This is a genomic window from Janthinobacterium sp. KBS0711, from assembly GCF_000988085.1.
Lineage (GTDB): Bacteria > Pseudomonadota > Gammaproteobacteria > Burkholderiales > Burkholderiaceae_D > Janthinobacterium > Janthinobacterium lividum_E.
Genome location: NZ_LBCO01000033.1, coordinates 566,692 through 591,177 on the forward strand (window position 1 = coordinate 566,692; position 24,486 = coordinate 591,177).

18 protein-coding genes and 1 pseudogene are annotated in these 24,486 nt (G+C 65.0%); 7 read left to right on the top strand and 12 right to left on the bottom strand.

The annotated features are described in order from the left end of the window. Positions 1-1,398, bottom strand: a pseudogene (locus VM94_RS21125) (hypothetical protein); the annotation flags it as partial. A gap of 3 nt (positions 1,399-1,401) precedes the next feature. Continuing rightward, positions 1,402-4,185: an XrtA/PEP-CTERM system TPR-repeat protein PrsT gene (gene prsT, locus VM94_RS21130; RefSeq protein ID WP_046685204.1), complete on the bottom strand. Its 2,784-nt coding sequence runs from the start codon at positions 4,183-4,185 to the stop codon at positions 1,402-1,404. 253 nt (positions 4,186-4,438) lie between these two features. On the opposite strand from prsT, the gene VM94_RS21135 reads away from it, so the two are divergent. Both VM94_RS21135 and VM94_RS21140 read left to right on the top strand, forming a co-directional pair. Next, positions 4,439-5,755 (top strand): nucleotide sugar dehydrogenase, encoded by a 1,317-nt coding sequence (locus tag VM94_RS21135; protein WP_260687157.1) that lies wholly within the window; start codon positions 4,439-4,441, stop codon positions 5,753-5,755. Continuing rightward, complete coding sequence (locus VM94_RS21140; RefSeq protein WP_046685206.1) at positions 5,755-6,978, top strand: SDR family oxidoreductase; 1,224 nt, start codon at positions 5,755-5,757, stop codon at positions 6,976-6,978. Before VM94_RS21135 ends, VM94_RS21140 begins: the two co-directional genes overlap by 1 nt. Positions 6,979-7,173: 195 nt before the next feature. On the opposite strand, the gene VM94_RS21145 is transcribed toward VM94_RS21140, so the two are convergent. The 3 genes from VM94_RS21145 to VM94_RS21155 are packed head-to-tail and all read right to left on the bottom strand — an operon-like array spanning position 7,174 to position 11,815. Next, positions 7,174-8,643, bottom strand: a complete 1,470-nt coding sequence (locus tag VM94_RS21145; protein ID WP_046685207.1) for a SpoVR family protein — start codon at positions 8,641-8,643, stop codon at positions 7,174-7,176. Beyond that, a complete protein-coding gene (locus tag VM94_RS21150) occupies positions 8,640-9,857 on the bottom strand; it encodes a DUF444 family protein (RefSeq protein WP_082127831.1) in 1,218 nt (405 codons plus the stop codon). Before VM94_RS21150 ends, VM94_RS21145 begins: the two co-directional genes overlap by 4 nt. 2 nt (positions 9,858-9,859) lie before the next feature. After that, positions 9,860-11,815 (bottom strand): prkA protein, encoded by a 1,956-nt coding sequence (locus tag VM94_RS21155; protein WP_052755860.1) that lies wholly within the window; start codon positions 11,813-11,815, stop codon positions 9,860-9,862. Positions 11,816-12,069: 254 nt separating this feature from the next. On the opposite strand from VM94_RS21155, the gene VM94_RS21160 reads away from it, so the two are divergent. Together VM94_RS21160 and VM94_RS21165 are read left to right on the top strand one after the other, a co-directional pair. Then, the gene (locus VM94_RS21160; RefSeq protein ID WP_235432974.1) at positions 12,070-13,251 is read left to right on the top strand and encodes a S1 family peptidase; all 1,182 of its coding nucleotides are present in this window, start codon (positions 12,070-12,072) and stop codon (positions 13,249-13,251) included. 176 nt (positions 13,252-13,427) lie between these two features. Next, positions 13,428-13,760 (top strand): hypothetical protein, encoded by a 333-nt coding sequence (locus VM94_RS21165; protein ID WP_138829080.1) that lies wholly within the window; start codon positions 13,428-13,430, stop codon positions 13,758-13,760. Positions 13,761-13,871: 111 nt separating this feature from the next. On the opposite strand, the gene VM94_RS21170 is transcribed toward VM94_RS21165, so the two are convergent. From VM94_RS21170 to VM94_RS21200, 7 genes are all read right to left on the bottom strand, one after another. After that, complete coding sequence (locus VM94_RS21170) at positions 13,872-15,308, bottom strand: catalase (RefSeq protein WP_046685210.1); 1,437 nt, start codon at positions 15,306-15,308, stop codon at positions 13,872-13,874. 282 nt (positions 15,309-15,590) lie between these two features. Then, the gene (locus VM94_RS21175) at positions 15,591-16,295 is read right to left on the bottom strand and encodes a tetratricopeptide repeat protein (protein WP_046685589.1); all 705 of its coding nucleotides are present in this window, start codon (positions 16,293-16,295) and stop codon (positions 15,591-15,593) included. Positions 16,296-16,351: 56 nt separating this feature from the next. Beyond that, positions 16,352-18,448 carry a bifunctional 2',3'-cyclic-nucleotide 2'-phosphodiesterase/3'-nucleotidase gene (locus tag VM94_RS21180; RefSeq protein ID WP_046685211.1) on the bottom strand — a complete coding sequence of 699 codons (2,097 nt, stop codon included), beginning with the start codon at positions 18,446-18,448 and terminating at the stop codon, positions 16,352-16,354. Between the two features lie 89 nt (positions 18,449-18,537). Next, entirely contained in the window at positions 18,538-18,987 is a 450-nt protein-coding gene (locus VM94_RS21185; protein WP_046685212.1) for a TlpA family protein disulfide reductase, read from the bottom strand. After that, a complete protein-coding gene (locus VM94_RS21190) occupies positions 18,984-19,451 on the bottom strand; it encodes a DUF3299 domain-containing protein (RefSeq protein WP_052755861.1) in 468 nt (155 codons plus the stop codon). The genes VM94_RS21185 and VM94_RS21190 overlap by 4 nt, the downstream gene beginning before the upstream one ends. 10 nt (positions 19,452-19,461) lie before the next feature. Next, a complete protein-coding gene (locus tag VM94_RS21195) occupies positions 19,462-20,640 on the bottom strand; it encodes an FtsX-like permease family protein (RefSeq protein ID WP_046685213.1) in 1,179 nt (392 codons plus the stop codon). Then, positions 20,637-21,293, bottom strand: coding sequence for an ABC transporter ATP-binding protein (locus VM94_RS21200; RefSeq protein ID WP_046685214.1), 657 nt, complete (start codon positions 21,291-21,293; stop codon positions 20,637-20,639). The genes VM94_RS21195 and VM94_RS21200 overlap by 4 nt, the downstream gene beginning before the upstream one ends. 137 nt (positions 21,294-21,430) lie before the next feature. Between VM94_RS21200 and zigA the strand changes: the two genes are divergently transcribed. The 3 genes from zigA to VM94_RS21215 are packed head-to-tail and all read left to right on the top strand — an operon-like array spanning position 21,431 to position 24,460. Then, a complete protein-coding gene (gene zigA, locus VM94_RS21205; RefSeq protein ID WP_046685215.1) occupies positions 21,431-22,657 on the top strand; it encodes a zinc metallochaperone GTPase ZigA in 1,227 nt (408 codons plus the stop codon). Between the two features lie 19 nt (positions 22,658-22,676). Further along, positions 22,677-23,675 carry a CobW family GTP-binding protein gene (locus tag VM94_RS21210; RefSeq protein WP_046685216.1) on the top strand — a complete coding sequence of 333 codons (999 nt, stop codon included), beginning with the start codon at positions 22,677-22,679 and terminating at the stop codon, positions 23,673-23,675. Further along, the gene (locus VM94_RS21215; protein WP_052755862.1) at positions 23,672-24,460 is read left to right on the top strand and encodes a HoxN/HupN/NixA family nickel/cobalt transporter; all 789 of its coding nucleotides are present in this window, start codon (positions 23,672-23,674) and stop codon (positions 24,458-24,460) included. The genes VM94_RS21210 and VM94_RS21215 overlap by 4 nt, the downstream gene beginning before the upstream one ends. Positions 24,461-24,486 lie beyond the last annotated feature (26 nt).

Below are 24,486 nucleotides of genomic sequence, written 5' to 3' on the forward strand. Positions count from 1 at the left end.
TCCGTTGCACAGCATCAGCATGGCCAGCAGCACGACCAATCCGGCCGGCAGCAGGGCCCGCGGTCCGGCCCAGTGCCAGCCTATCCAGGCGAGATTGCACGCCAGCATGGTCCACGCCATCATCGCCAGGCCCAGCCTGGCCGTTCCATTACCAGCCTTGCCGCCCGGCCACATTGCACCCGCCAGCAGCACGGCCGCCAGCAGGAACAGGAAATACGGGCCTTTCAGCCAGCCGGCCGTTTGCTGGCCTGCCCCTTCCGGCCACCAGGCGGCCAGCAAACCCTGCAGACACAGCGCGCATAGCAGGCTGGCCGGCGCCAGGCGCCACGGCAACGGTCGGGCCGCCAGCACGAAGCTGGCCGCAAGCAGGACGACGGCGGCGAGCAAGCCCCGGTAGCCGGCCAGGCTGAACATGTACACGAGCAGGATGGTGCCCAGGCCGGCCAGCAGCAGCCTCAACAAGAGTTTGCGCATGGACGGCTGGCCGAGCGGCTGCCTTGCCGCGCCGGGCGCCGTCCGCAGGGTTTGCCAGAATCCCAGCAGCATGGCCGCCGCCAGGGCCGCGTACAGGCCCCGTGAAAAGGTCGTGAACGCCGCGTGCAGGGCCAGGGCCAGCAGCAACATGGCCAGCGCCGCCTGCCAGCGGCTGCCGGCGCGCGCCAGCCACAGTGCGGCAAACGGCAGGCTCAGGGCCAGGTAACCGTCCAGCGCGGCGCCGCCCGTGTGCATGGCGGAAAACGGCGCCGTGATGCGGTAGTCGCTGGACAAGTTCGACAGGCCGGGAAACACGGCCCGTTCCCATAGCGCGAACAGCGACACCATGGCCAGCCCGGCCAGCATGCCCGGCAGCGCGTAGCGGCGCAGGGCGGAAGGGTCCGCGTCGCGCAGCAGCAGCGGCAACAGCAGCATGCTCCAGGCCCAGGCCTTGCCCAGCCGCAAGCTGTTGTAGGGGCTCAGGTAGTTATCCCAGGCATTCAAGTCGAGGGGCGCCAGCGGCAGGACGCCGCGCAGCAGCGCCGCCAGCCAGGCCAGGCTGCACAGCAGCAAACAGGCGCGGGCGGCGGGCGAGAGCCGCGCCGCTGCCGCTTGGGCCGTTCCGCCCAGGCGCCAATAGCCGCAAGCTACCGTCAGCAACAGCAGCACGTCGATTTCTTCGAGGAAGAACCAGCCCGTCCACGGTGCCAGGTCCAGCACGGGCAGCAGGGCGGGCACGCAAAACAGCCAGCTGGCGGGACGCCAGCACAGCAGCAGGAAATACGCGGGCAGCAGAGCGGCAAACAGCAGGCCGGGCCAGCCGTGACCCAGCGGATAGTGGCGCAAGGCCAGCACGCAGCCCGCGCCCGCCAGCAGGGCCAGCGGCCGCGCTGCCAGGCCGGGCATGGCAGCGTGCACAGCCATGACCTACAGCTGGGTCAGCAAGGCTTGCGCCTCGGCCCGTTGCGGAAAGTCCTTGTTGGCGGCCAGCAGTTGTTCCAGCTGCTTGCGCGCGCCGCCCTTGTCGCCCGATTTCGCCAGGGCCGCGCCCAGGTGGTACTGTACTTCGGGCGACTTCGGCGCCAGCGTCGCCGCCTTGCGCAGCAGGACCGTGGCGCGCTTGACGTCGCCTTGCTGCAGCACGATCCAGCCCAGGGTGTCGAGCACGGCGGGATTGTCGGGCGACAGCTTGAGGGCCTGCTCGGCAGTGGCCTGCGCACGCGGATCTTTTTCCTGCTGATACGCCCAGGCCAGGTCGTTCAGCGCCACCACGTTGTCCGTGTCCTTGGCAACAACATACTGGAAGTGCTCGATAGCGGCGCGGTATTGCTTGGCCGCCAGCCGGGTGCCCGCCAAGTAGGTGCGCGTCGGCAAGTCTTCCGGATGCTCCTTCAGCCAGGTGGCCATGCGCGCATCGGCTTCGCGCTCTTGCCCGGCCGCCTGCAAGGCGCGGTACAGCTGCACCTGCAAGGGGCCGATGGGGCTGATGCCGAAGGCGTGCTGGTACAGCTTGACAGCTTGCTGCGGCTGCTTTTGCTCCATCAGCACGTCGCCCTCGAGCTTGTAGCCGGCCGCTAGTTTCGGCTGCTGCTCCTGCACTTGCCGCGCCACGGCCAGCGCCTCGCGCTGCCGGTTCAGGGTCAGCAGCATGGCCACTTCGACCACGTGCGCTTCGAGCAGGGTCGGGTCAAGCACTTGCGCCCGCTTGACGGCTTGCAGCGCATTATGGTGGTCGCCCAGCGCCAGGTGCAGGCTGGCGATGCGCATCTGCAAGGGCGCGGATGTGGTCTGTATGCTGGCCAGCTTATTGTAGCTGTCGAGCGCGGCCGGCGCCTGGCCCGCGCTGTACTCCACCTGGGCACGTAGGGCCAGCGCATCGGCGTCGCCCGGATGGCCCGTCTGCAAGGTGCGCGCCAGTTCCAGCGCCTTGTCGGGCGCGCCCGTCTTCAGGTAAAAATTACTCAGCAGCAGGGCCGGCGCAACGGCGTCGGGATTGTCGCGGTGGGCCCGCTCCAGCCAGCGCCGCGCCTCGTCCGTCTTGCCTTGCGACGCGGCCAGCTTGGCCAGCGCCGCGCCCAGGTCGGCATTTTTCGGCGCCTTCGTCAGCGCCTTTTCGAAACGCTGTTTCGCCTGCTCCGGCTTTTTCTCGGCCAGGTCGATCTGCGCCAGATTGTTCAAGGCGGGTAAATACACGGGGTCCATGCTCAATGCTTGCTCGAAACTGGCGCGCGCGGCAGGCAAGTCGCGCAGGGCCAGGTAGACACCGCCTTTCAGGTTCAGCAGCAAGGGATTCGTGCCTTTCTGCTGTTCTTCCATCATCTTGACGCTGGCCAGGGCCTTGTCGTTCTGCTTGTTGCGCAGCAAGGTCATCACCAGCATGGTGCCCGCTTGCGGCGTGCTCTTGTCGAGCATGCTGGCGCGCTCCAGTTCATTGATGGCGCGGCTGTTTTCGCCCATGCCCAGGCGGCTGATGCCCAGCGCCGCGTGCAGTCTGGCCGTGTCCGGCGCCAAGGTGCTGGCCTGTTCGAAATACGCCGTCGCCTTGTCGTAGCGGCGCGCGCGCAAGTGGGCTTCGCCGGCCAGCGACAGCAATTCCACATCTTCCGGGAAGGCGGCCAGCATCGGTTGCAGCAACTCGATGGCGGCGTCGGTCTTGCCACGCATCAATTCGATCGAGGCCATCATCTTGACGGCATACAGATGCCTGGGATACACGGCCAGGAAGCGCCGCAAATAGTTTTCCGCCTGGGGCGGCGAGCCGAGCGCCAGCTGCACGGCGCCGGCGAGCAGGATGGACGGCATGTGGTCGGGCGCCGCCTTGAGCACCAGTTGCAAGGCTTGCAAGGCCGCCTTGTTCTTGCCTTGGCGAAAATCGAGCAGCGCCTGGGCTTGCAGCAGGCCCAGGCTGTTGGGCGCCGTCTTGCGCGCCGTGGCCAGTTGCGCACCCGCTTCCGCGTAGCGGTTTTCCACGATGTCGAGGTTGGCCAGGTCGATATGCGCCTGGGTATTGTCCGGTTTTATCTTGAGAATCTGCATGTAGGCCAGCCGCGCCGCCGCGTTCTTGCCTTGCAGGCGCAGCAGGTCGCCCTGCAGGCGCAAGGCGTCGAGGTTGGCGGGTGCGCTTTTCAAGGCTTGCGCCAGCAGCAGCTCGGCCGCCGGCACCTGGTGGTCGAGCGCCGACAGGCGCGCCAAGCCCAGCAAGGCCTCGACCTGGTCGGGATGGGCTTCCAACAAGCGCGAGTACAGGGCGCGCGCCTCGTCCTGGCGCCCCAGGGCCAGCAGGGCGTCGCCGCGCAGGGCCAGCACGCTGGCGGGCTGCGCCGCATCGTTGGCGATTTCGGCCAGCACCTTGTCGAATTGGCCCAGCATCAGCCAGGACTTGCCCAGCAGTGGCATCACTTGCTGCGATGCGAGACCCAGCGACTTTGCCTTGCGCAATTCTTTCTCGGCCGATAGCGCTTCGCCCGTGTCGATATAGATGCTGCCCAGCAGCAAGCGCGCGGCCGCGTTGTCCGGTTCCTTTTGCAGCAGGTTCTTCAACTGGATGATGGCGGCCCGCGCTTCGCCTTTCTGCCGGTACTGCTGCGCGTCGGCCAGCAGAGTCTCGCTGCTCTGCGTGCCGTGGCAAGCCGTCAGCAGGGGCAGCAGCAGGGTGCAGCACAGCGCGGCGGCCGGCAGGCTGGGGAAAGGGCGGGGCAGGGAACGGGCCATGGAAGTCTCCGGTAGCGGCGTGCGTGGACGATGAGCCGATTCGCGATGGGCGACGGACATGGCCTAGCTTAAAAAGATGGCCGCCGCTCTCATTGATTGCGCTCAACAAGCGGCCGATTGTCCGCGCGCATGCTGGCCGCCGCCCCGTGTTTCTTGTTCCCGCTCAAGAATGGCCAAACCGACAACCGTAGAATTTCCCGGACGGCGATGCGCAGGCCGCAACCATTCGGAGCACAGGCATATGGACAGCAAGGTGAATAGCAATGTGAAGAGCAATGTGATTGGCAAGGGCGGCGTGGTGGCCGTGGTGGGGCTCGGTTACGTGGGCTTGCAACTGGCCGTGGCGTTCGGCATGCGCCAGCGCACGATCGGCTTTGATTTGTCGGCGCGCAAGGTGGAAAGCTACCGCAGCCATGTCGATCCCACGGGCGAAGTCAGCACGGAACAGCTGCGCGCGGCGCAATGGCTGAGCGTCGGCTGCGACCCGGCCGAGCTGCAACTGGCCGATTTCATCGTCGTGGCCGTGCCCACGCCCGTCGACAGCGCACACAATCCCGATTTCTCGGCCCTGGCCGGCGCCAGCGCGGCCGTCGGCCGCCACATGCGGCGCGGCGCCATCGTCATCTACGAGTCCACCGTGTATCCGGGCGCGACCGAGGAAATCTGCATCCCCATCCTCGAGCAGCATTCGGGCCTGCGCTGGAAGGAAGACTTTCATGTGGGCTTTTCACCCGAGCGCATCAACCCCGGCGACAAGGACCATACCCTGCACAGCATCCGCAAGGTGGTCTCGGGCGACGACGACGCCACCCTCGACAAGGTGGCCGCCCTGTACGAAGGCGTGGTCGAGGCCGGCGTGCACCGGGCGTCGAGCATCAAGGTGGCCGAGGCGGCCAAGGTGATCGAAAACACGCAGCGCGACCTGAACATCGCGCTGATGAACGAACTGGCCATCATCTTCGACCGCATCGGCATCGACACCCTGGAAGTGCTGCAGGCGGCCGGCACGAAATGGAATTTCCTGCCGTTCCGGCCCGGTCTGGTGGGCGGGCACTGCATCGGCGTCGACCCCTATTATTTGACGCACAAGGCGGAAATGCTGGGCTACCACCCGCACGTGATCCTGGCCGGGCGCCGCATCAACGATGGCATGGCCAAGTTCGTGGCGGAAAAGACCATCAAGGAAATGGTGCGGGCCGGCTTCAAATTGAAAGGTTCGCACGTCAACGTGCTGGGCCTGACGTTCAAGGAAAATTGCCCGGACCTGCGCAACTCGAAAGTGGTCGACATGATCCACGAACTGCAGTCGTACGGCGTGCAGGTGCACGTGCACGACCCCGTCGCCGATGGCCGCGAAGCGCTGGAAGAATACGGTTTATTGCTGGAAAGCTGGGAGCAGCTGCCGCAGGCCGAGGCCATCATCAGCGCCGTCTCGCACCAAGCCCTGCTGGCCCGCCCGCTGGCCGACTTCCAGGCCAAGGTGCTGGAAAACGGCTGCTTCATCGACATCAAATCGCATTTCGACCCCCGTCCGCTGGAGGATGGCGGCTTGCACGTGTGGCGGCTGTGATGGCGGCCGATACTTTCGATCATGCCGCAACCGCGGCGCGAGGCGCTTCCGCTGCCGGCGCGTACGCGCAAGCCTGCGCGCAACTGGCCAAGGAACCTCGGCGCTGGCTGGTGACGGGCGTGGCCGGCTTCATCGGCTCGCACCTGCTGGAAACCCTGCTGAACCTGGGGCAGGAAGTGCGTGGGCTCGACAATTTCATGACGGGCCACCGCCACAACCTGGAACAGGTGCGCGCCAGCGTGGGCGAGCAGGCGTGGCGGCGCTTCACCTTCATCGAAGGCGATATCCGCGATCCGCAGGCGTGTGCGCGCGCGTGCGGCGCGTCGGCGCAGGCCGCCAGCATTGGCGGCGGTGAGGCAGGCGGTGAAGCAGGCGCTACCGGTGGCATCGGCAGCGACGGCCTCGGCTTGGTCGGGCGCGGCCGTGCCGATGCGGGCGGCCCCGTCACCGATGCCGCCGTCGATTTTGTGCTGCACCAGGCGGCGCTCGGTTCCGTCTCGCGTTCGCTGGACGACCCGCTGCTGTGCCACGCCGTCAATGTCAGCGGCTTCCTGAACATGTTGGCCGCCGCGCGCGCCGCGGGCGTGCGGCGCTTCGTGTATGCGGCCTCGAGCGCCACGTATGGCGACCATCCGGCCTTGCCGAAAGTGGAACAGCACATCGGCGCGCCATTGTCGCCGTATGCCTTGAGTAAATATGTCAACGAACTGTATGCGCAGGTGTACGCACGTTGCTACGCCATGCAGACGGTGGGGCTGCGCTATTTTAATGTCTTCGGTCCGCGCCAGGACCCTCTGGGCGCCTACGCGGCCGTCATTCCCCGCTGGATTGCCGCCATGCTGGACAACCAGGCCGTGCACATCCACGGCGACGGCGCCACCAGTCGCGACTTCTGCTTCGTGCACAATGCCGTGCAAGCCAATATCCTCGCCGCCACCGGCACCGATCCGGCGGCCGTCAATCAGGTCTACAACGTGGCCGTCAATGCCCGCACGAGCCTGACCCAGTTGCACGCCACCATGCAGCAGATGCTGCTGGCCGCCCGCCCGCAGCACGTGCCGCTGGCGCCGCAATATGGCGAGTTCCGCGCCGGCGACGTGCGCCATTCGCAGGCGGACATCGCCAAGGCGGCCCGCCTGCTCGGCTATGTCCCCACGCACAACCTGGCGCAAGGCTTGCGGCAAACCATCGCCTGGTACGTGGCGCAGGCTGGCCGGGCGTAAGGTACAAGTCAGCCTGACGCGCAATATGCACTGGACCGGCGTAAGTACTAGCGCCTCAGGCGTGAGCGAGATACAAACGCGCCAGGCGTGCGATATACCGCTGGCCATGCGCGAGGTGCTGGCAGGCCGCCCGCTGCGGTGCGCACGCAGGCGGCCTGCGTAAATTCTGTGCAAGGGTTATGGAAGATTCTCCACTCAACGCCGCACGGGTGGCGCCGTCGGTGCAGGCGATGCGGGAGGCTCGGGCACGCCGTCGGCCTTGCTGCGCAGAACCCGCGGCGTGCCGCGAAAATCGGCCGTATGCAGGGTGACGGGGCGGCGCCAGACACGGGCGATGTAGGCCAGCACATGTTCCGCCCGCTCCAGGTCGAGGCCGCGGCCATCGCGCTGGTGATCGTGGCGCAGGACCAGGCTGCCGTCGTCGTTGAGCAGGGTGACGGCGATGCACGGCGCGCCATAGTTGTATTTGGGCGCCAGGATGGCTTCGCGGATGGCCAGCAAGTCGCGGCTGGCCATCCGCGTTTCGCCGTCGAGCCGGCTTTCATGCACGAACAGGCCCAGGCGATCAGCCAGTTCCCCGTCCAGATAGTTGCGTATGAAACTGCAGTCATCGTCGTCGCGGCAAATCTGGCGCGCCCGCGCCAGTCCTTCGCGTTCGATGATGTGTTCCCACATGCAAAAGCCCAGGTGATAAGGATTGACGGCCAGCGCCTGCTGGTGCTGGCCCGCGTAGGGGCGCACCACGTCCGAGTGCGACTTGATGGCGGAAAGATAAAGGGTCGGCGGCAGGAAGTCGGCTTCGCGCAGCAGCCGCGCATGCCAGTACGAGGCCCAGCCTTCGTTCATGATCTGGCAGGCATACACGGGATAGAAGTAAAACGACTCTTCGCGCACGGCCAGGAAAATGTCACGCTCCCAGTCGGCCAGCTCCGGCCCATGTTGCGCAATGAACCAGAGTAGATCGTATTCGGGCTGCGGCGGCACGAGCGGGCGCTGCGTCACGCGTGCCCGGTCCGCCTCATGCGCCGCCAGCGCGGCCGCTTCGCCGGGCAAGCGCCGGTAGCGCCGCGCGAAAGGATCGTTCGCGCTGGTCCCGTCTGGCGTGCCCGCCAAGCTCGCTGGCCCGGATGGCGCGGCATAGGACGGGCGGTGCAGCTCGGCATGGATGTCCACATGCTGTTCCAGCGCCAGTGCCGCATCGAGCACGGCTTCCACCTGCTCCTGCCCGTGGCGTTGCAGCGCCATTTCGAGACGCTGCGCCCGCGCCGCGCTTTGCTCCAGGATGTGCTGGCCCGCCATGGCGCCGAAACGCAGGAACAGCGCATTACGGCTGGCAAAGTCGGCATGGCCCAGCACGTGGGCTGTGACGAGGGTGTTTTCCGCCACGGAATTATGTTCGGCCATATAGGCATGGCAAGGGTCGCCAGGGAACATGACTTCGAATATATGCGAATTACCCATCTTTTGATGCACGAGCTGGTGGATGTAGCGCACGCCGAACGACCAGTGGCGCATGCGCACGGGCAAGCCGTAGATGGCGATCTCGGCCATGAAACTGTCCGGCACCATCTCGAACTCGACGGGAGCAAACTCCAGCCCCTGTTGCCGCGCCAGCGCTTCGATGCGTGCTGCGTAGCCGTCCAGGTTGACTGTATCAGGCGTCATGCGGTTTCCTCCGTATCGGCCGCCTCGTGCTGGAAAAAGGTGCGGATGGCCGCCCAGATATCGTCATTCCTGCTGAGGATACTGCTATGCAAGGGCAAGCCGCGCCGTTCCTGCTCGGCAAATAAGCTGTGCATTTCCGTTTCCAGGCTGCGCGGCACGCCGGGCACGGTTTCCATATAGCCCATATAGTTGAGCAAGGCGGCCAGTTCGCCTAGGGCCAGGCTGGCCGCTCCCCGGTCTTCGCTGAAATTCTCGCCATCGGAGGCATAGAACAGATAGGCGTTGTAGCGGCCCGGCGCGTAGTGTTCCTGCAGCAGGTCCCGGCTCAGGCGAAAGGCGGTGGAAGCCATGGTGCCGCCCATGCCGTTGACCTGGAAGAACTGGGCTTCGGAAAACTCCCAGGCCCGCGTCGTATGCGCGATAAAGCGCGTTTCCACGCGCGCATACCTGCGGCGCAAGCCCTGCAAGGCAAAGAAAAAGAAGGATTTGGCCAGCTTGCGCTCGGTCTGCGCCATGCTGGCCGACACGTCCAGCACGAAAAACACGACGGCATTCGTGCTGGGCCGGGGCTGTTGCACCACCTGGCGATAGCGCAAGTCATCATTGGTGAAGGGGACTGGCTGGGCTTGCAGGGCGCGCCGCTTGATCGCTTCCTTGACGGTGCGCCGGCGGTCCAGGCGCGAACGGGCGCCATGACGGTCCAGGCCGCTACGCACGAGCCGTACGTCGTCGATCGGCCCCAGGTGGCGCGGTTTCAGGTGCGGCAGCTCGAAGGCGTCCCACAGCCAGTCGAGTATGTCGTCGATGGCAAACTCGAGCAGCAGGCGCACTGCCCCTTCGCCATCGCCGCCTTCGCCTTGCTCCCCCGCTTCGCCTGTGGTGGCGGGGCGTGATGCGCGCAGGATGTCGCCGGGCTGGCCGTCACCCTGGCCCGCGCCCACGCTGTTGCGCGCGGGCGCCAGACGGAAATGCGCATGTTCGAGCAGGCGCATGGGCACTTGCACCGTGCGCTGCTGCGGCCCGCCGATCAGGTCGGGCGTGGCAATCAGTTCGGGCAAGTGCGCCTGCACGGCGTCGCGCACTTTCTGATTGTGGCGCAGCCAGTCGCGCGCACCGCGCGAAAATAGCCCGTACCAGGGCTGGGCCAGGGCCGGAGCGGATGATCCCGCTGGACCATCCTGCTTGCCGCTGCCTGGCGAGGTCGTGGCGGACATGGCTATTCCTGCGCCAGCAAGGTGGTCACGTAATTGAGCGCTTCGCGCGCACTGTGGGCGTCATAGCCATATTCGTCGACCAGGCGCTGTTCGACGGCGGAGATCCTGGCCCGCACGTCGTCGTCGGGGCGCTTGGCCGAGCCCACCAGCCGCAGCACGTCGCGCCGCTGCTCGAACAGATATTGCTGGATGGCGTCGTGCAATTGCGCATGGCTGCCCAGGCCAAACGCTTCGCCCCGTTTGAAGGCGCTCATGGCCTTGCGTACCACTTCTTGTCGGAAAGATTGCTTGCCCGAGTCGCTGATGTGGATTTTTTCTTCCACGGCGCGCAGGAAGCGCTCGTCGGGACGGCGCTCTTCGCTGGTGATGGGATCGCGGATCTGGCGGTTGTCGAGCATGGCTTCGACTTCATCGAGATATTTGTTCAGCAAGTCTTGCGCTTCCTGCTCGAACGACACGAACAGGGCCTTGTGCACGTCGGCCTTGACCCAGCGGTTATAGAAATCCTTGCGCGTGAGCACCAGGTAATCGACCCACTGGCGCTTGCGCCGCGGTTCGATGCGCGCATCGCTTTCGATGCCATCCTTCAGGGCCAGCAGCACGTCCATGGTGGACAGGCTGTTGCGCTGGGCGGAAATGATGGCGTGCGACAGGGCATTGATGACGAAACGGGGCGACACCCCTGACAGGCCCTCGTCGGGCGCCTTGTCGCGCTCGCGCAGGCGGCGGATATCGGCATGCTGCAAGTCGTCGACGTCTTCGTCCGCGTACACGCGCAGTTTCTTGACCAGCTCGGCTTCCTTGTCGTCGCCCTCCGGCAAGCGGCTGAGGATGGCAAACACGGCTGCCGCATGCAGCACGTGCGGATCGAGGTGCACGTCGCGGAAAGCGGGCGCGGCTGACTGGATCAGCTTGCGGTAGATGCGCGCCTCTTCGCGGTAGTTGAGCGTATACGGCACTTGCACGATGACCATGCGGTCGAGCAAGGCCTCGTTTTCGCTTTCTTGCAGGAATTTGCGAAATTCGGCCAGATTCGTGTGCGCGAGGATGGTTTCATCGAGGTAAATCAGGGGAAAGCGCGACACCTTGACATTCTTTTCCTGTGTCAGGGTCAGTAGTAGATAGAGGAATTCCCGCTTGACCTTGAGGATCTCGATCATTTCCAGCATGCCACGGCTGGCCGCATACACGGCGCCTGACCACGACCAGGCGCGCGGGTCGCCTTCGTCGCCGTACTGCGCCACTTTCGACAGGTCGACGGAACCCACCAGGTCGGCCAGGTCGGCCGTGGTGGGATCGTGCGGCGCATAGGTGCCGATGCCGCAGCGGCCCGCCTCGGACAGGTGGATGCGCTCGACGGGCATGCGCAGGAAGTCGCCCGCGTACTGTTCTTCCAGGCGGGCGCGGCAATGGGGACACAGTTCGCCGTGCAGCTCGGCATCATAGCTGGCGCGAAAGTCGGCGCGCATGCTGTGCGGCACCAGATGCAGCGGCGATTCGTGCACGGGACAGCCGGCGATGCCGTACAGTGCGCCTTCGCTGCTGTGGCTGTACTCTTCCAGCCCCCGCTTGAGCAGGATCACCATGGTCGACTTGCCGCCCGATGGCGGCCCCAGCAACAGCAGCATGCGCCGGCCCACTTCGGAGCCGGCGGCCGCTGCCTTGAAGTAGGCGGCGACCCGGTCGATCGCTTCGTCAATGCCGAACAGCTCGTCGTCGAACAGACGGCAGCGGAAGCGCCCGGCATCGTCCGTCTGGCCGTTCCAGCGCATCATGTCCCACAGGTACTGGTGCGCGCTGCGTGTCAGCAGAGCTGCGCGGCCGGGCAGGATTTGCTCGATGAAGTCGGCAAAACTGCCGCGCCAGGGACTGATGCGGTGTTTTTCCGCCCAGGCCGCCATACCGTGCACAAAATCGGCATGCTGGTCCGCAGGCGCGTCGTCGGGTTGGCGTGTCATACCAGGGCTCGTCATTGTTCCCCCATCCATACCGTTGCTGCCGTGAAGCAGGCCCAGTTCCAGCCTGCCAGTCAAGTATACGGCGTCGCCTCTGGCCGCACGCCTGATCTCGCTCAACCTTGACGATGGAACTATTTTTATCCTCGCTGCCGCCGTCGGGATAGGCCAGCCATGTGTCGGCGCGGTTCAATCCAGATCAATACCGGCCCGCGCGGCCCGTCCACACTGGTCTTGCGACGACCCACGAGGAGAACATGATGATAGGCAATGAGAATGGTTTCAGCGCCCCGCCAGGCGGCAGCGGCAGGGGACAAAGCGCGGACGATGAAGAGGCCGTCGGCCAATTTTCCGCCCCCGGCGAAGACGACAATACGATCGAGAGCGCGTCCGTCTCGGACGTGCCCGACGCCTTGAGCGGTGTCAGCATGGAATTGCTGGAAATCAAGCGCAGCATCGAAGACGGCATGCGCCAGTCCATCTCCCAGGTGGGCGGCGTGCGCGCGGCCGATGCCTTCAGCGACGGCGGCAATATCCAGGGCGTGTCCATCGGCCTGGGCGAGGGCGCCAGCGACAGCTCGTCCGGCGAACCGGGCTTGCCAGCCCTGACCCTGTACGTGGCCGAGCCCACTTCCGTGGACCGCGCCAAGGCCGCCATCGTGGGCGCCATGGGCGTGCGCGCCGTGTCCAGCGACAGGGTGCCCGTCAACATCGTCGTCACGGGCGTGATCGATGCGCAACCGCATCGTTTCCGCTTGCGCCCGGCGCCGGGCGGCGTGTCGGTCGGGCATTTCCGCATCACGGCCGGCACCATCGGCTGCCTGGCCGTGGGGCGCAGCGCGCCGCGCAACAGCCGCTTGATGATCCTTAGCAACAATCACGTGCTGGCCAATTCCAACGGCGGCGTCTTTAACGACTGCATCGTGCAGCCTGGCCCCATCGACGGCGGCCGCTGTCCGCAAGACCAGGTGGCCGTGCTCGAGCGCTTCGTGCCCATCAATTTCAGTGGCGGCGTCAATTTTGTCGATTGCGCCACGGGCTGGGCCTGGCCAGACCGCGTGCGTCCCGAACTGGTCTACCTGAGCGGTGGCGTGCCCGCGTACTTCCGCATCAGCAATGCGCTGGTGGCGCCCGCGTTGGGCATGATGGTCGGCAAGTCCGGCCGCACGACGCAATTGACGCAGGGCCGCATCACGGGCCTGGGCGCCACCATCAACGTCAATTACGGCGGCGGCAGGATCGCGTTGTTCCAGGATCAGATCGCCATCACGGGCGTGAGCGGGGCGTTCAGCGCGGGCGGCGATTCCGGTTCGTCCATCTGGACCTGGAACCAGCAGCGCAATCCCGTCGGCCTGCTGTTTGCCGGCGGCGGCAATATTACGTTTGCCAACCAGATGCGGCGGGTGGTGGTGGCGCTCGACATCAATTTGTACACCTGAACGCCGCGAGGACACGGCGTGGCGTTGGCGCCGCGCCGCCTCGTCCTTGTATAACGTTGTTTTTTGCACGATGATGATGGTATGAGGGGCCGCAGCCACGCATGGTTGTGCCCGGCGAAGGGTGCGGCGACGCCCGATGGCCGGGTGTATCATGGATGGCATCAGGAGGGTGTGTCATGTCAAACAGTAAATTCGCACAATCGCCTCATGGCGTCTTCGAGGACGCTGCCATGCCGTATTTGCCGGATGAGGCTACTGGACAGGGCATGGGGCAATATGCGCCTGCCGCGCCACCGGGCCGCCTGGAAGCGGCGAAGCGTCGTAACGAGCGGGCGCTGATGGCCATCGACGGCGTGGAAGGCGTCAGTTTGGGGCAGACGGCCGTGGGCAAGGATGCACTCGTCGTGTATCTGCGCGACTCGTCCGTCAAGCGGCGCGTGCCATCGCAGGTCGAAGGCTATCCGGTGGAAACGAGCATCACGGGCCAGATCGATATCCAGCGCTGGTAGGCGGGCGGGCCCGGCAGCTTGGCCGCCATGCCGCGGATCGCTGCGGAGGAAGGCCTGTTGCCAGGCCTTCCATGCAGTGTTTGAGCCTGCCTTACCTAGTTTGAGCCTGGCTTATTTGCTCAGGCGGCCGATCGCTTCGGCCACGCCCGCGCCATAGGCGGGGTCGCACAGGGTGCAGTTGCCGATGTGGCGTTGCTTGACCTGCTCCGAGGCGCCCGAGATGGCGCGCGCCGTGTTGTCGAACAAGGCTTGCTGCTGCGCCGCGGTCATCAGGCGGAACAGGGCGCGCGGCTGCGAATAGTAATCCTCGTCGACCCGGTGGTTCCAGTGGTCGGCCGCGCCTTCGATGCTCAATGGCGGCTCGCGGAAATCGGGCTGCTCTGCCCATTCCTGCTCGCTGTTCGGTTCATAGCCCAGGGTGCCGCCCATATTGCCGTCGACGCGCATCTGGCCGTCGCGGTGGTAGCTGTGGAACGGGCATTTCGGCGCATTGACGGGGATATGGCTGTGATTGACGCCGAGGCGGTAGCGCTGCGCGTCGCCATACGAGAATAAGCGGCCTTGCAACATCTTGTCCGGCGAAAAGCTGATGCCGGGCACCACGTTGGCCGGGTTGAAGGCTGCCTGTTCCACTTCCGCGAAGTGGTTGTCGGCATTGCGGTTCAGTTCCAGCACGCCCACTTCGATCAGTGGATAGTCGCCGTGCGGCCACACTTTCGACAGGTCGAACGGGTTGAGGTGATACGTGCCTGCCTCTTTTTCTGGCATGATCTGCACGTACAGGGTCCAGCGGGGGAAATCCTTGTTTTCGATGCTCTCGTACAGGTCGCGGTGCGAGCTTTCGCGGTCCTTGCCGACCAGTTCTTCAGCTTCGGCATCCGTCAGGTTTTGAATCCCTTGCTGGGTCTTGAAGGTGAACTTGACCCAGAAACGCTCGTTTTGCGCATTCAGGAAGCTGAAAGTGTGACTGCCGAAGCCATGCATGTGGCGGAAGCTGCGCGGCAAGCCACGGTCGCTCATCACCACCGTGACCTGGTGCAAGGCTTCGGGCAGCGAAGTCCAGAAATCCCAGTTGCTGTTGGCGCTGCGCAAGCCCGTGCGCGGGTCGCGCTTGATGGCGTGATTCAGATCGGGAAATTTCAAGGGGTCGCGCATGAAGAAGACGGGCGTATTGTTGCCGACCAGGTCCCAGTTGCCTTCTTCCGTGTAGAACTTCAGGGCGAAGCCGCGGATGTCGCGTTCCGCGTCCGCCGCGCCCCGTTCGCCGGCCACCGTGGAAAAGCGCGCGAACATCGGCGTTTTCTTGCCCACTTCGCCAAAGATTTTTGCCCGCGTGTAGCGCGTGATGTCATGCGTGACGGTAAACGTGCCGTGCGCGCCGGAACCTTTGGCATGCATGCGGCGCTCGGGGATGACTTCGCGGTCGAAGTGGGCCAGCTTTTCCAGGAACCACACATCTTGCAGCAGGGCGGGGCCGCGTGGACCGGCCGTCTGGATGTTCTGGTTGTCGGGAACAGGCGCGCCAAAGGCGGTGGTCAGCTTTTTCATTGGACTCTTTCTTTCATGGCTAGGCAGAGCAATGGACGCACCGGCGCTACTCAAACACTGGCTGGGTTGAATGAACACTCACCGGGGCTGGTCCAGAGTAAAATTTCTAAAATGCAAACCAGTGTAAACTTTTTTGTGCGGGATGGTTTGCCACGCCGCCCGAGCAAGCTCAGCCGGCGTCCTTGCATCATAAGCGCTGAATAGCTGTCGCTCCCGCACGCTTGCAAGTTGCAAGTATATAAAGTCAGGCTTCGATCACGCCACTGGCCTTTTGCCCAGTTTTTAAAACTTGTTCCAGTTGTTATGCCGGTGCTCCGTCGCTTCCTTCATCAGGTGGCTGGCGCGCAGCGCGTCGTCCGCTTGCACCGTCATGGCCAGTTCCTGGATGGCGGGCGGGTATTCGTGGTGGGCCGCTTCTTCCAGCAGCGCATGGCCCTTGGCCAGGTCGCGCGGCACGCCGCGGCCCTCGCGGTAGGCGTTGTAGAGCAAAAACATGGCATGCGGATTGCCCAGCTCGCTCGACTTGGCCAGCCAGTGCGCGGCGATCACGGGGTCTTGCGGCACGCCTTCGCCATTTGCCGCCAGCAGGCCCAGCATCAGGGCCCCCTTCGCATGGCCTTGCTGCGCCGCTTGCCGGTACCACAGCCAGGCCTGGCCGGGCGTGGCCGCGCGCAGCATCTGGCCCAGCTCGAATGCCGCTTCCGTGTCGCCGGCGCGGGCCGCCTGTTCGAACAGGCTCAAGGCATCGGCGCGGCGTTCGGGACGGGGCTGGTAAATCAGCGCCAGTTCGCGCTCGGCGACGGGCATGTCCTTGCTGGCCCAGCTGCGCACACGGCGCTCGGCCTGGTGGTCGCCCGCCTGGCGCGCATGCATGGCGACGGCTTCGATTTCGGCCGCCGTGGGCGGTGGCGACGACTGGCAGGCGGCCAGGATAGTGGCCAGGACAGGGGCCAGCACGACGGCAGGGAGGGAGAGTGCACGTTTCATATTGATCACCTTTCATCAAGACAGGCCGGAACCACCGCAGTCCCGGCCTGTGGACCTTATTTGCTCAGGTCGATGCGGTACTTGGCGAAACCGCTGGCGTCGAGGCCGCCTTCGGCCGCCACGTTGGCGATGCCGCTGCCTTGCGCCAGCGCCAGGTGGCCCGGTGCCGAGCGCAGGATCACGGGGCCGGCCGTGGCCGTCTTGACGAAGCTCCAGCTGCGCGCGCTGCCATTGGCCGCCAACCTCACCTTGCCGCCCTTGGTGCTGAGCGACGCCAGGTAGTTGCTGACCACGGCCTGGTTCGCATCGGGCGACTTGATGATGGTCTTGCTGCCGTCGATGCCAGGCACGGCGCCGCCGCCACCGGCGCGGTAGTCGTTGGTGGCGACGATGAAGTCATCGCCGTCGGCCACGGGCGCGCCCTTGTACGTGAGGTTGACGATGCGGCTGCCCGGCTTTTTCGTCACGTCGATCTGGTACGTCAGCGCATTGTTTTCCGCATAGAACACGTCATAGTTGTAGATCGTGCCATACGAGGGCACCAGGTCCTGCTCGGCCGTGGTGCTTGGGTCGATCTGGGCAAATTGCCTGGCCGACGTTTCCAGCCATGCCTTCAAGTCCGAGCCCTTGATTTTGACGGCTTGCAGGTTGTTATTGCTATACAAATACAAGTCGCCCGGATTGCGCACTTGCAAGCCGACCGGTGCGGCCGGCGTCGCGCCTGCGGCCACGTCCGTGAAGTCGGACGGTCCGTTGCGGCCCGCCTTGAATGGCGCGCTGCAGGAAATGACGGGGATATTCTTGTAGCTGGACAAGGTGGCGTCCGTGCTGGTGGCGATGAAATTCTTCACGTAGTCGAGCTGCGCCTGGTTGACCAGCTGGATGGCGCTCACGTCGCCCACCAGCGCGAAATAGGCCGACATCTCGAAATCCGTGCTGATGCCCAGCGGCTGCTTGGCGTAGGCGATGGTGGCCGCGTGCTCGTTGGCCACCAGCGGCGCGATGGCCGGGTCGGCTTTCACGAGGGTCGTGCCATCCGTGTACTTGAAGCCGCGCGATTCCACCGTCGTCTTGGCCGGCTGCACCACCCATTTTCCACCCTGATACACCATCGTCAGCTTGATGATGCCCAGGCGGCGGCCCCAGCTTTGCGCCATGACGGTCGGCACGCCATTGACGAAACCGTTGACGGCGTCGATCTTGGCGCTGGCGGGGAAAGCGGCAAACGAGGCGTCCAGCGCGGCCGCGCCTACTTCCTTGCCTTTCGGGAAGATCAGATGCGAGTGGCCGATCATCAGCGCGTCGATGCCCGTGGTGGTCAAATGATAGCTGCCGTTTTCCATCTTCGGGCTGTAGGCGCTCGTGTCCAGGCCGCCATGCGACAGGGCCACGACGAGGTCGGCGCCCTTGTTGCGCAATTCCGGCACGTACTGTTTTGCCGCTTCCTGCACGCCCGTCACGCTGACCTTGCCAGCGAGTACTTTCTGGTCCCATTCAAGGATTTGCGGCGGCACAAAGCTCAGCACGCCCACATTGATTTTGACGGTCAGCTTGCTGCCATCGGGCGCCGTGGCGGCGAAGTCGCGCGGCAGCACAGTGTAGGGCTGGAAGATGGGCTTGCCGCTGGACACGCCGACGACATTGCTCAGCACGGACGGGAAGGCGGGCGCGCCGCACGTGCCCGTCGGCTTGGCCACCCCGGGAATGCCGAAATCCGTATTGGTGATCTGGCTCAGGTAAGGCAAGCCGTAGTTGAATTCATGGTTGCCCATGCCGCCCGCGTCGTATTTCAGCGCGTTCATGGCTTTATGCACGGCCAGGGTGCCGGAGCACGGAACGGGCGCGGCCACGGCCTGCAGGTCGGCCAGCAAGGTGCCCTGGATGACGTCGCCATCGTCGAGCAGCACGTTGTTCGGATTTTCCGCGCGCGCCGCCTGGATCAGGGTCGACGTGCGCTCCAGGCCCAAGCTCGTGTCTTCGGCCAGCGCATAATAGTTATAGCTCAAGACATTCGAGTGGATATCGGTGGTTTCCAGCAATGCCACGGTGACCGTCGTGCCCTCGGGAATGGCCGGCGCCGTATTCGAACTGCCGTTGCAAGCAACGAGACCCGCACTTGCCAGCGCCGCCAGCATGACCCTATTTGTTTTCATTACCGCCCTCGGAAAGATTCAAAGGACGCGACTGTAACGCCGCCATGTGACGCGGCGATGACAGCCGTGCATGGCGCATGGATACAGGCTTACGCGCAGGTGGCCACGGCCTTGGCCAGCCAGGCCGCATCGACGGGGCCCAGGCGCCGCGTGCAGATTCGATGTTGAGAAGTCAGAATCACTGTGTACGGCAAGCCCTTGATTTGATTGCCAAAGGTGGGCAGCAAGGCGGGCGAGGCCAAGGCTTGGGGATAGCTGGCTGGGTGCAGCCGCAGGAACGCTTGCGCGGCCGCCCGCGTGTCGATGGCGATGCCGATGAAGGGCAAGCCGGGCTGGCGGGCGGCGTGGGCATGCAATATCGGCAGTTCCCGGAGGCAAGGCTGGCAGTTGCTGGCCCAGAAGTTCAGCACCACGGCCTGGCCCTGGAACTGGCCGAGCTTCAGGCGGCCATCGCCATCGAGCCGGGCCAAGTCGAAGGACAGCGGTGCGGCAGTTGCCTGGCCGGCCAGCAACAGCAATAGCGCCGGCCAGCGCGTCATTGCGGCACCACCGTGGCATCCGTCATGCGGTAATACAGGCCCATGGGGTCGCTGGCCAGCACTTTCAGCTTGCCTTGCACGATGAAGGGCGCATAGCTGAATTTCACGGCTGTGTGGCTTTTGATCTCCACCACGCCTTCCGGGCCGGCTGGCAGGCAAAATGGGCAGCTGGCCGAGGTGACTGTCAGCAGGAAGTGTTTCTGCTTTTGGCCCGGTTCCAAGGGCATCATGAAACCTTGCACTTTCACGTCCGTGTTGTCGAGTGCGCTGATTTCCGGCGTGTATTTCGGCACCATGCGGCCTTTTTTTGCCTTGACGGTGGTGGCCTGGCCCAGCAGTTTCCACGACACGACGCCGGGCAAGTCCGTCAACGGAGCGAAAAACGACGGTGGCTCGTCGGCGGGGGCGGCGCAGGCAGAGCCGGCCAGCAGCAGTCCCGCGCTCAAGATCATGATTTTCAACATTTTTTTCCTTTCAGGGGCGCGCCAGGGTGGCGGCGATATCGGTGCGGTAGGCGCGCGCGGCGGGAATGGCGGCGGCCAGCAAGCCGACCGCCACGGCGATGACGGGCAACCACGCTTCACCGGGCGCGACGCGCCACGCTTGCAGATTCAGTTGCTGCATCGATTCCAGCAAGCCAACACCGGCATGGCCCAGCAGCCAGCCCAGCGCCGCGCCCGTCAATGACAGCAGCAAGCCTTGCGCCAGCAGCAAACGCAGCAGTTTGGCGGGCGAGGCGCCCAGGGTGCGCAGGATGGCCAGGTCAGTCTTGCGCTCTTCCAGCGCGCCGTACAGGGCCACGAACAGCGACAGGGCCGCCACCAGCAGCACGCCGGCGGCAATTGCCCGCAACACATCGATGCCGACGCCCAGCAAATTGAACAGCCGTGCCGCCTCGAAAGCGGGCTGGGCCGCTTGCAGGCGCGGCTGGCCATTCACCCAGCGCGGCAGGCTGATGGCGGCCAGGGGCGAAGCGTATTGCACCAGCACTGCCGTCAGTTCGCGTTCAGGTGCGGCCGCCACCGGTTCATCGGGGTCCGTTTCGTGCACTTGCCACACGGAAGCGACAGGCGTGATGATCAATCGGTCGAGCACGGTGCCCGTGGGCATCAAAATACCCGTCACCGTGTAGGGGGCGTGGTCGTGCACTTCGCCGCCGGAAGCCAGCCCGTGCGAGCCGGCAAAGCGTGCGCCCACAGTGGCGCCCGTTTCGCGGGCCGCCTGGGCGCCGAACACGGCTTGCATCGGCTGCGTGAACAACTTGCCTTGCGCCAGGTGCCCGCCGTAATGGTCGAGCAGCGCCGTGGTGCTGCCGGCGATGCGAAAACCGTGGAAATTGTCGCCCAGCGCAAGCGGGATCGCCGATTGCACCAGCGGCTGCGCGGCCAGCGCCGCCAGCGCGCTCTCCGGGATGTTGCCGGTCGGAATATCGGCGTGATACACGGACGACAGGATCAGTTGCAAGGGCGAGCCTTTCGCGCCCACCACGAGGTCGATCCCTTGCGCATCGCGTTCGGCGTGTTCTTCCAGCTGGCTGGATACGCCGAGTATGAAGGTCATCATGGCGATGCCGATGGCCACCAGCAGCAGGTTCAGGCTGGACGCCAGCGGCTTGTGGCGCAGGGCGCGCCAGGCCAGGGTGGCCGCGTTCATGCAGTCACCCGCGTACCTGGCAGGCGCAGCACGAGCGCATCGGGCAAGGCGGCCAGCACCCTGGCGTCGTGGCTGGCAATCACCAGCGAGGCGCGGGCCTGCGCGGCCTGCCCGGCCAGCAGGTGCACGACGGCGGCGCAGGCGTCGTCGTCGAGGTTGGCCGTCGGTTCGTCCGCCAGTATCAGTTGCGGGCGCATGAAGAGCGCGCGCGCGATGGCGGTCCGTTGCCGCTGGCCGCCGCTCAAGGCATACGGATAGGCATCGAGCTTGCCAGCCAGGCCCAGCTGTCCCAGCAGGCTGGCAGCACGGGCCGGATCGGGCCGTTGGCCGCTGGCGTAGGCGGGCAGCAAGACATTATCGAGCACGTTCAAGCTTGGCACGAGCGCCAGTTGCTGGGGCAGCAAGCCGATGACGCGGCCGCGCCAGCTGTCGCGCTGGCGCGGTGTGAGGCCGGGCAGGGACGTGCCCGCCACGTCGAGGCGGCCCGCCTGGGGCGCCAGGATGCCCGCCAGCAAATGCAACAAGGTCGATTTGCCGGAGCCGGACGGCCCCAGCAGCAGCGCGTGCCGCCCGGCTGGCAAATGGAAGTCGGCGATGTCGAGCACGGGGCTGGCTCGATCATAGCCATAGGTCAGTGAGGCGAGGTGGAGCATGGAATTCTTTCGGGAGTCAGGCTGGCAAAGATTGCTGCACAAATGCAACTGAGCTGCATTATAATTCAAACGCAATAGACTTGCATTTAAAATCCAAGGTCCATTGTCTCCCTCAATTGCCCATCCGAAAGATACTCATGACCCAGCGCAAACTTCCCGTCACCGTTCTGTCCGGCTTTCTCGGCGCCGGCAAGACCACCTTGCTCAACCACATCTTGCGCAACCGCGAGGGCAAGCGCGTGGCCGTCATCGTCAACGACATGAGCGAAGTCAATATCGACGCCTCGCTTGTCAGGGATGGCGCCGCAGCGGCTGGCGCGGCCCTGTCGCGCACGGAAGAAAAACTCGTGGAAATGTCGAACGGCTGCATCTGCTGCACCCTGCGCGACGATCTGTTGCTGGAAGTGCGGCGCCTGGCCGCGGAAGACCGCTTCGATTACCTGTTGATCGAATCGACGGGCGTGGGCGAGCCGATGCCCGTCGCCGCCACCTTCGACTTCGAAGACGAGCACGGCGACAGCCTGAACGACGTGGCGCGCATCGACTGCATGGTCACCGTCGTCGACTGCGCCAACCTGCTCAACGATTTCCACAGCGAAGACAGCCTGGAGCAGCGCGGCGAGATCGCGGGCGAGGGCGACGACCGCCAGCTGGCAAACTTGCTCACGGAACAGATCGAGTTTGCCAATGTCATTGTCCTTAACAAGGTCGACATGGTCGATGCGGCCGAGCGCCTGCGCGTGCTGGCTGTCATCAAGGCCCTGAATCCCGGCGCGCGCATCATCGAAACCAACCAGTCCGTCGTGCCGCTCGATGCCATCCTGGGCACGAATCTGTTCGACCTGGAGCAGGCGGCCGCCATGCCGGGCTGGGCCCAGGAGCTGGCAGGCGTGCACACGCCGGAAACGGACACCTATGGCATCAGCAGCTTTGTTTACCGCGCGAAAGAGCCGTTCCATGCGCAGCGCCTGCACGACTACATTGCCCAGCCGATCAAGGGCGTGGTGCGCAGCAAGGGCTATTTCTGGCTGGCCAGCCGTCCCGAATGGGTGGCCAGCCTGTCCGGCGCGGGCAAGCTGATGAATATCGAACCCGTGGGCCTGTGGTGGGCGTCCGTGCCGAAGGAGCGCTGGCCAACGGATGCGGCCTCGCTGGCGGACGTTAAAGCGGGCTGGAGCGAGACGTATGGCGACCGCTACCAGGAGCTTGTCTTCATCGGCCAGGACATGGACCAGGCCGCCATCGAGGCGGACTTGAATAAATGTCAACTCAACTACACGGAAACGCGCCAGGGCATGGCCGCCTGGCGCAAGCTGCCCGACCCGTTCCCCCAATGGCAGCGCATGGAAGAACTCGAAGACTAACCAGCGAAAGGAAAGAAATATGACAGAACTGATCCCCGTTACCATCATCACGGGTTTTCTCGGCAGCGGGAAAACCACCTTGCTCAAGCGCATATTGCAGGGCGATCACGGCGTGCGCATCGCCGTGATCGAAAACGAATTCGCCGCCGAAAGCATCGACCATGGCTTGCTGGTGCAAGACAGCGACGAGCAGATCGTGGAAATGAACAATGGCTGCATCTGCTGCAGCGTGCGTGGCGATCTGATCCGCATCCTCGGTGAACTGCAGGCCAGGCGCGCGGCGGGAACCATTGCCTTCGACCACGTGATCATCGAAACGACGGGCCTGGCCGCGCCCGGGCCCGTGGCGCAAACCTTCTTTGCGGAACCGGCCGTCAGCGAGTACTACATGCTCGACGCCATTTTGACGGTGGTCGACGCACGCCATTCGCAGCAGCAATTGACGGCGCACAAGGAAGCGCAGGAGCAGGTGGGCTTTGCCGACCGCATCCTGCTGTCGAAGACGGACCTGGTCAGCAAGGACGAGCTGGCCGCGCTGCGCCAGCGCCTGGTCGCCATCAATGGCCGGGCCAGCATACAGAAAGTGAGCTTCGGCAATGTGCCGCTGCGCGACATCCTGAATATTCGCGGCTTTAATTTGAACGCCATCGTCGAGCTGGAGCCGGATTTCTTGGGGGAACTGGGCCACCGCCATGGCGACGGCGTGCAATCGTTCGTCTACCACCAGCCCCAGCCCCTCGATCTGCTGCAGGTGGAAAATTTCCTCGACGCCGTGGTGCAGTTGTTCGGCACCCAGCTGATGCGCTACAAGGGCATTTTGCACGTGGCCGACCTGGATTGCCGCGCCGTGTTCCAGGGCGTGCACATGCTGATGGGCTCGGAGCTGGGTGCGCCGTGGCGCGACGGCGAGACGCGCGCCAGCAAGATCATCTTTATCGGCCGCGACTTGCCGCAGGATATGCTGATCCGGGGCCTGGACCGTTGCGTGGTGGCCAGCGTAAGCGAGGCGCCGGCATGAGCGTGGAAGCGGGCTTGCCCGCCCTGGCGCTGATCTTTCTCCTTGGCATGCGCCATGGTCTGGAACCGGACCACCTGGCCGCCGTCGATGGATTGACCCTGCGCAGCCAGGCCGCCGCGCCGCGCTGGGCACCATGGATGGGGGCGCTGTTTGCGCTGGGGCATGGCGTCACCGTGCTGGCCATCGTGGCTGTGGCCGCCGTGGCGTCGCAGCAATTTACACCGTCGGAGGCCGTGTTCGGCTGGCTGGAATGGCTGCCCATCGCCTTGCTGCTGCTCATTGCCGCCATGAATGCGCGCAGCTTGCTGGCCGGCGCGCAACTGGCCGAGGTGCGCGGCCGGCTGCTGCCGCGGGCGCTGCGGAGTGCTTCGGGGCCGCTCGCCGCCATCCTCGTCGGCATGCTGTTCGCGCTCGTCTTCGACACGGCCCTGCAGGCTGCCGCCTGGGGCTATGCGGCCGTCGCGCTGGGCGGAATGCAGCCGGCCCTGCTGACCGGTCTGGTGTTTGCCGTGGGCATGGGCGTGACGGATACCTTCGATGGCTGGGTCACGGCAAAAGTCATGCGCACGGGCCAGGCAGAGATCGTGCGCGCGTTCCGGCGCCGCCTGGGCTGGCCCATCGTCGCCATCTGCGTGGCGATGGCCGGCACCATGGCAGCCGGCAAGCTTGACCCGGCGTGGAGCTTGCCGGAAAGCTGGACGGCGGCGCTGGGCGCGGCCATGGTATTGCTGATGGCGGCCCTGTACGGCTGGACCTTGCTGGGATTGCGCCGCGTGCGTGCCTGAGCTGGAGGCGTGGGTATAATGGAAAA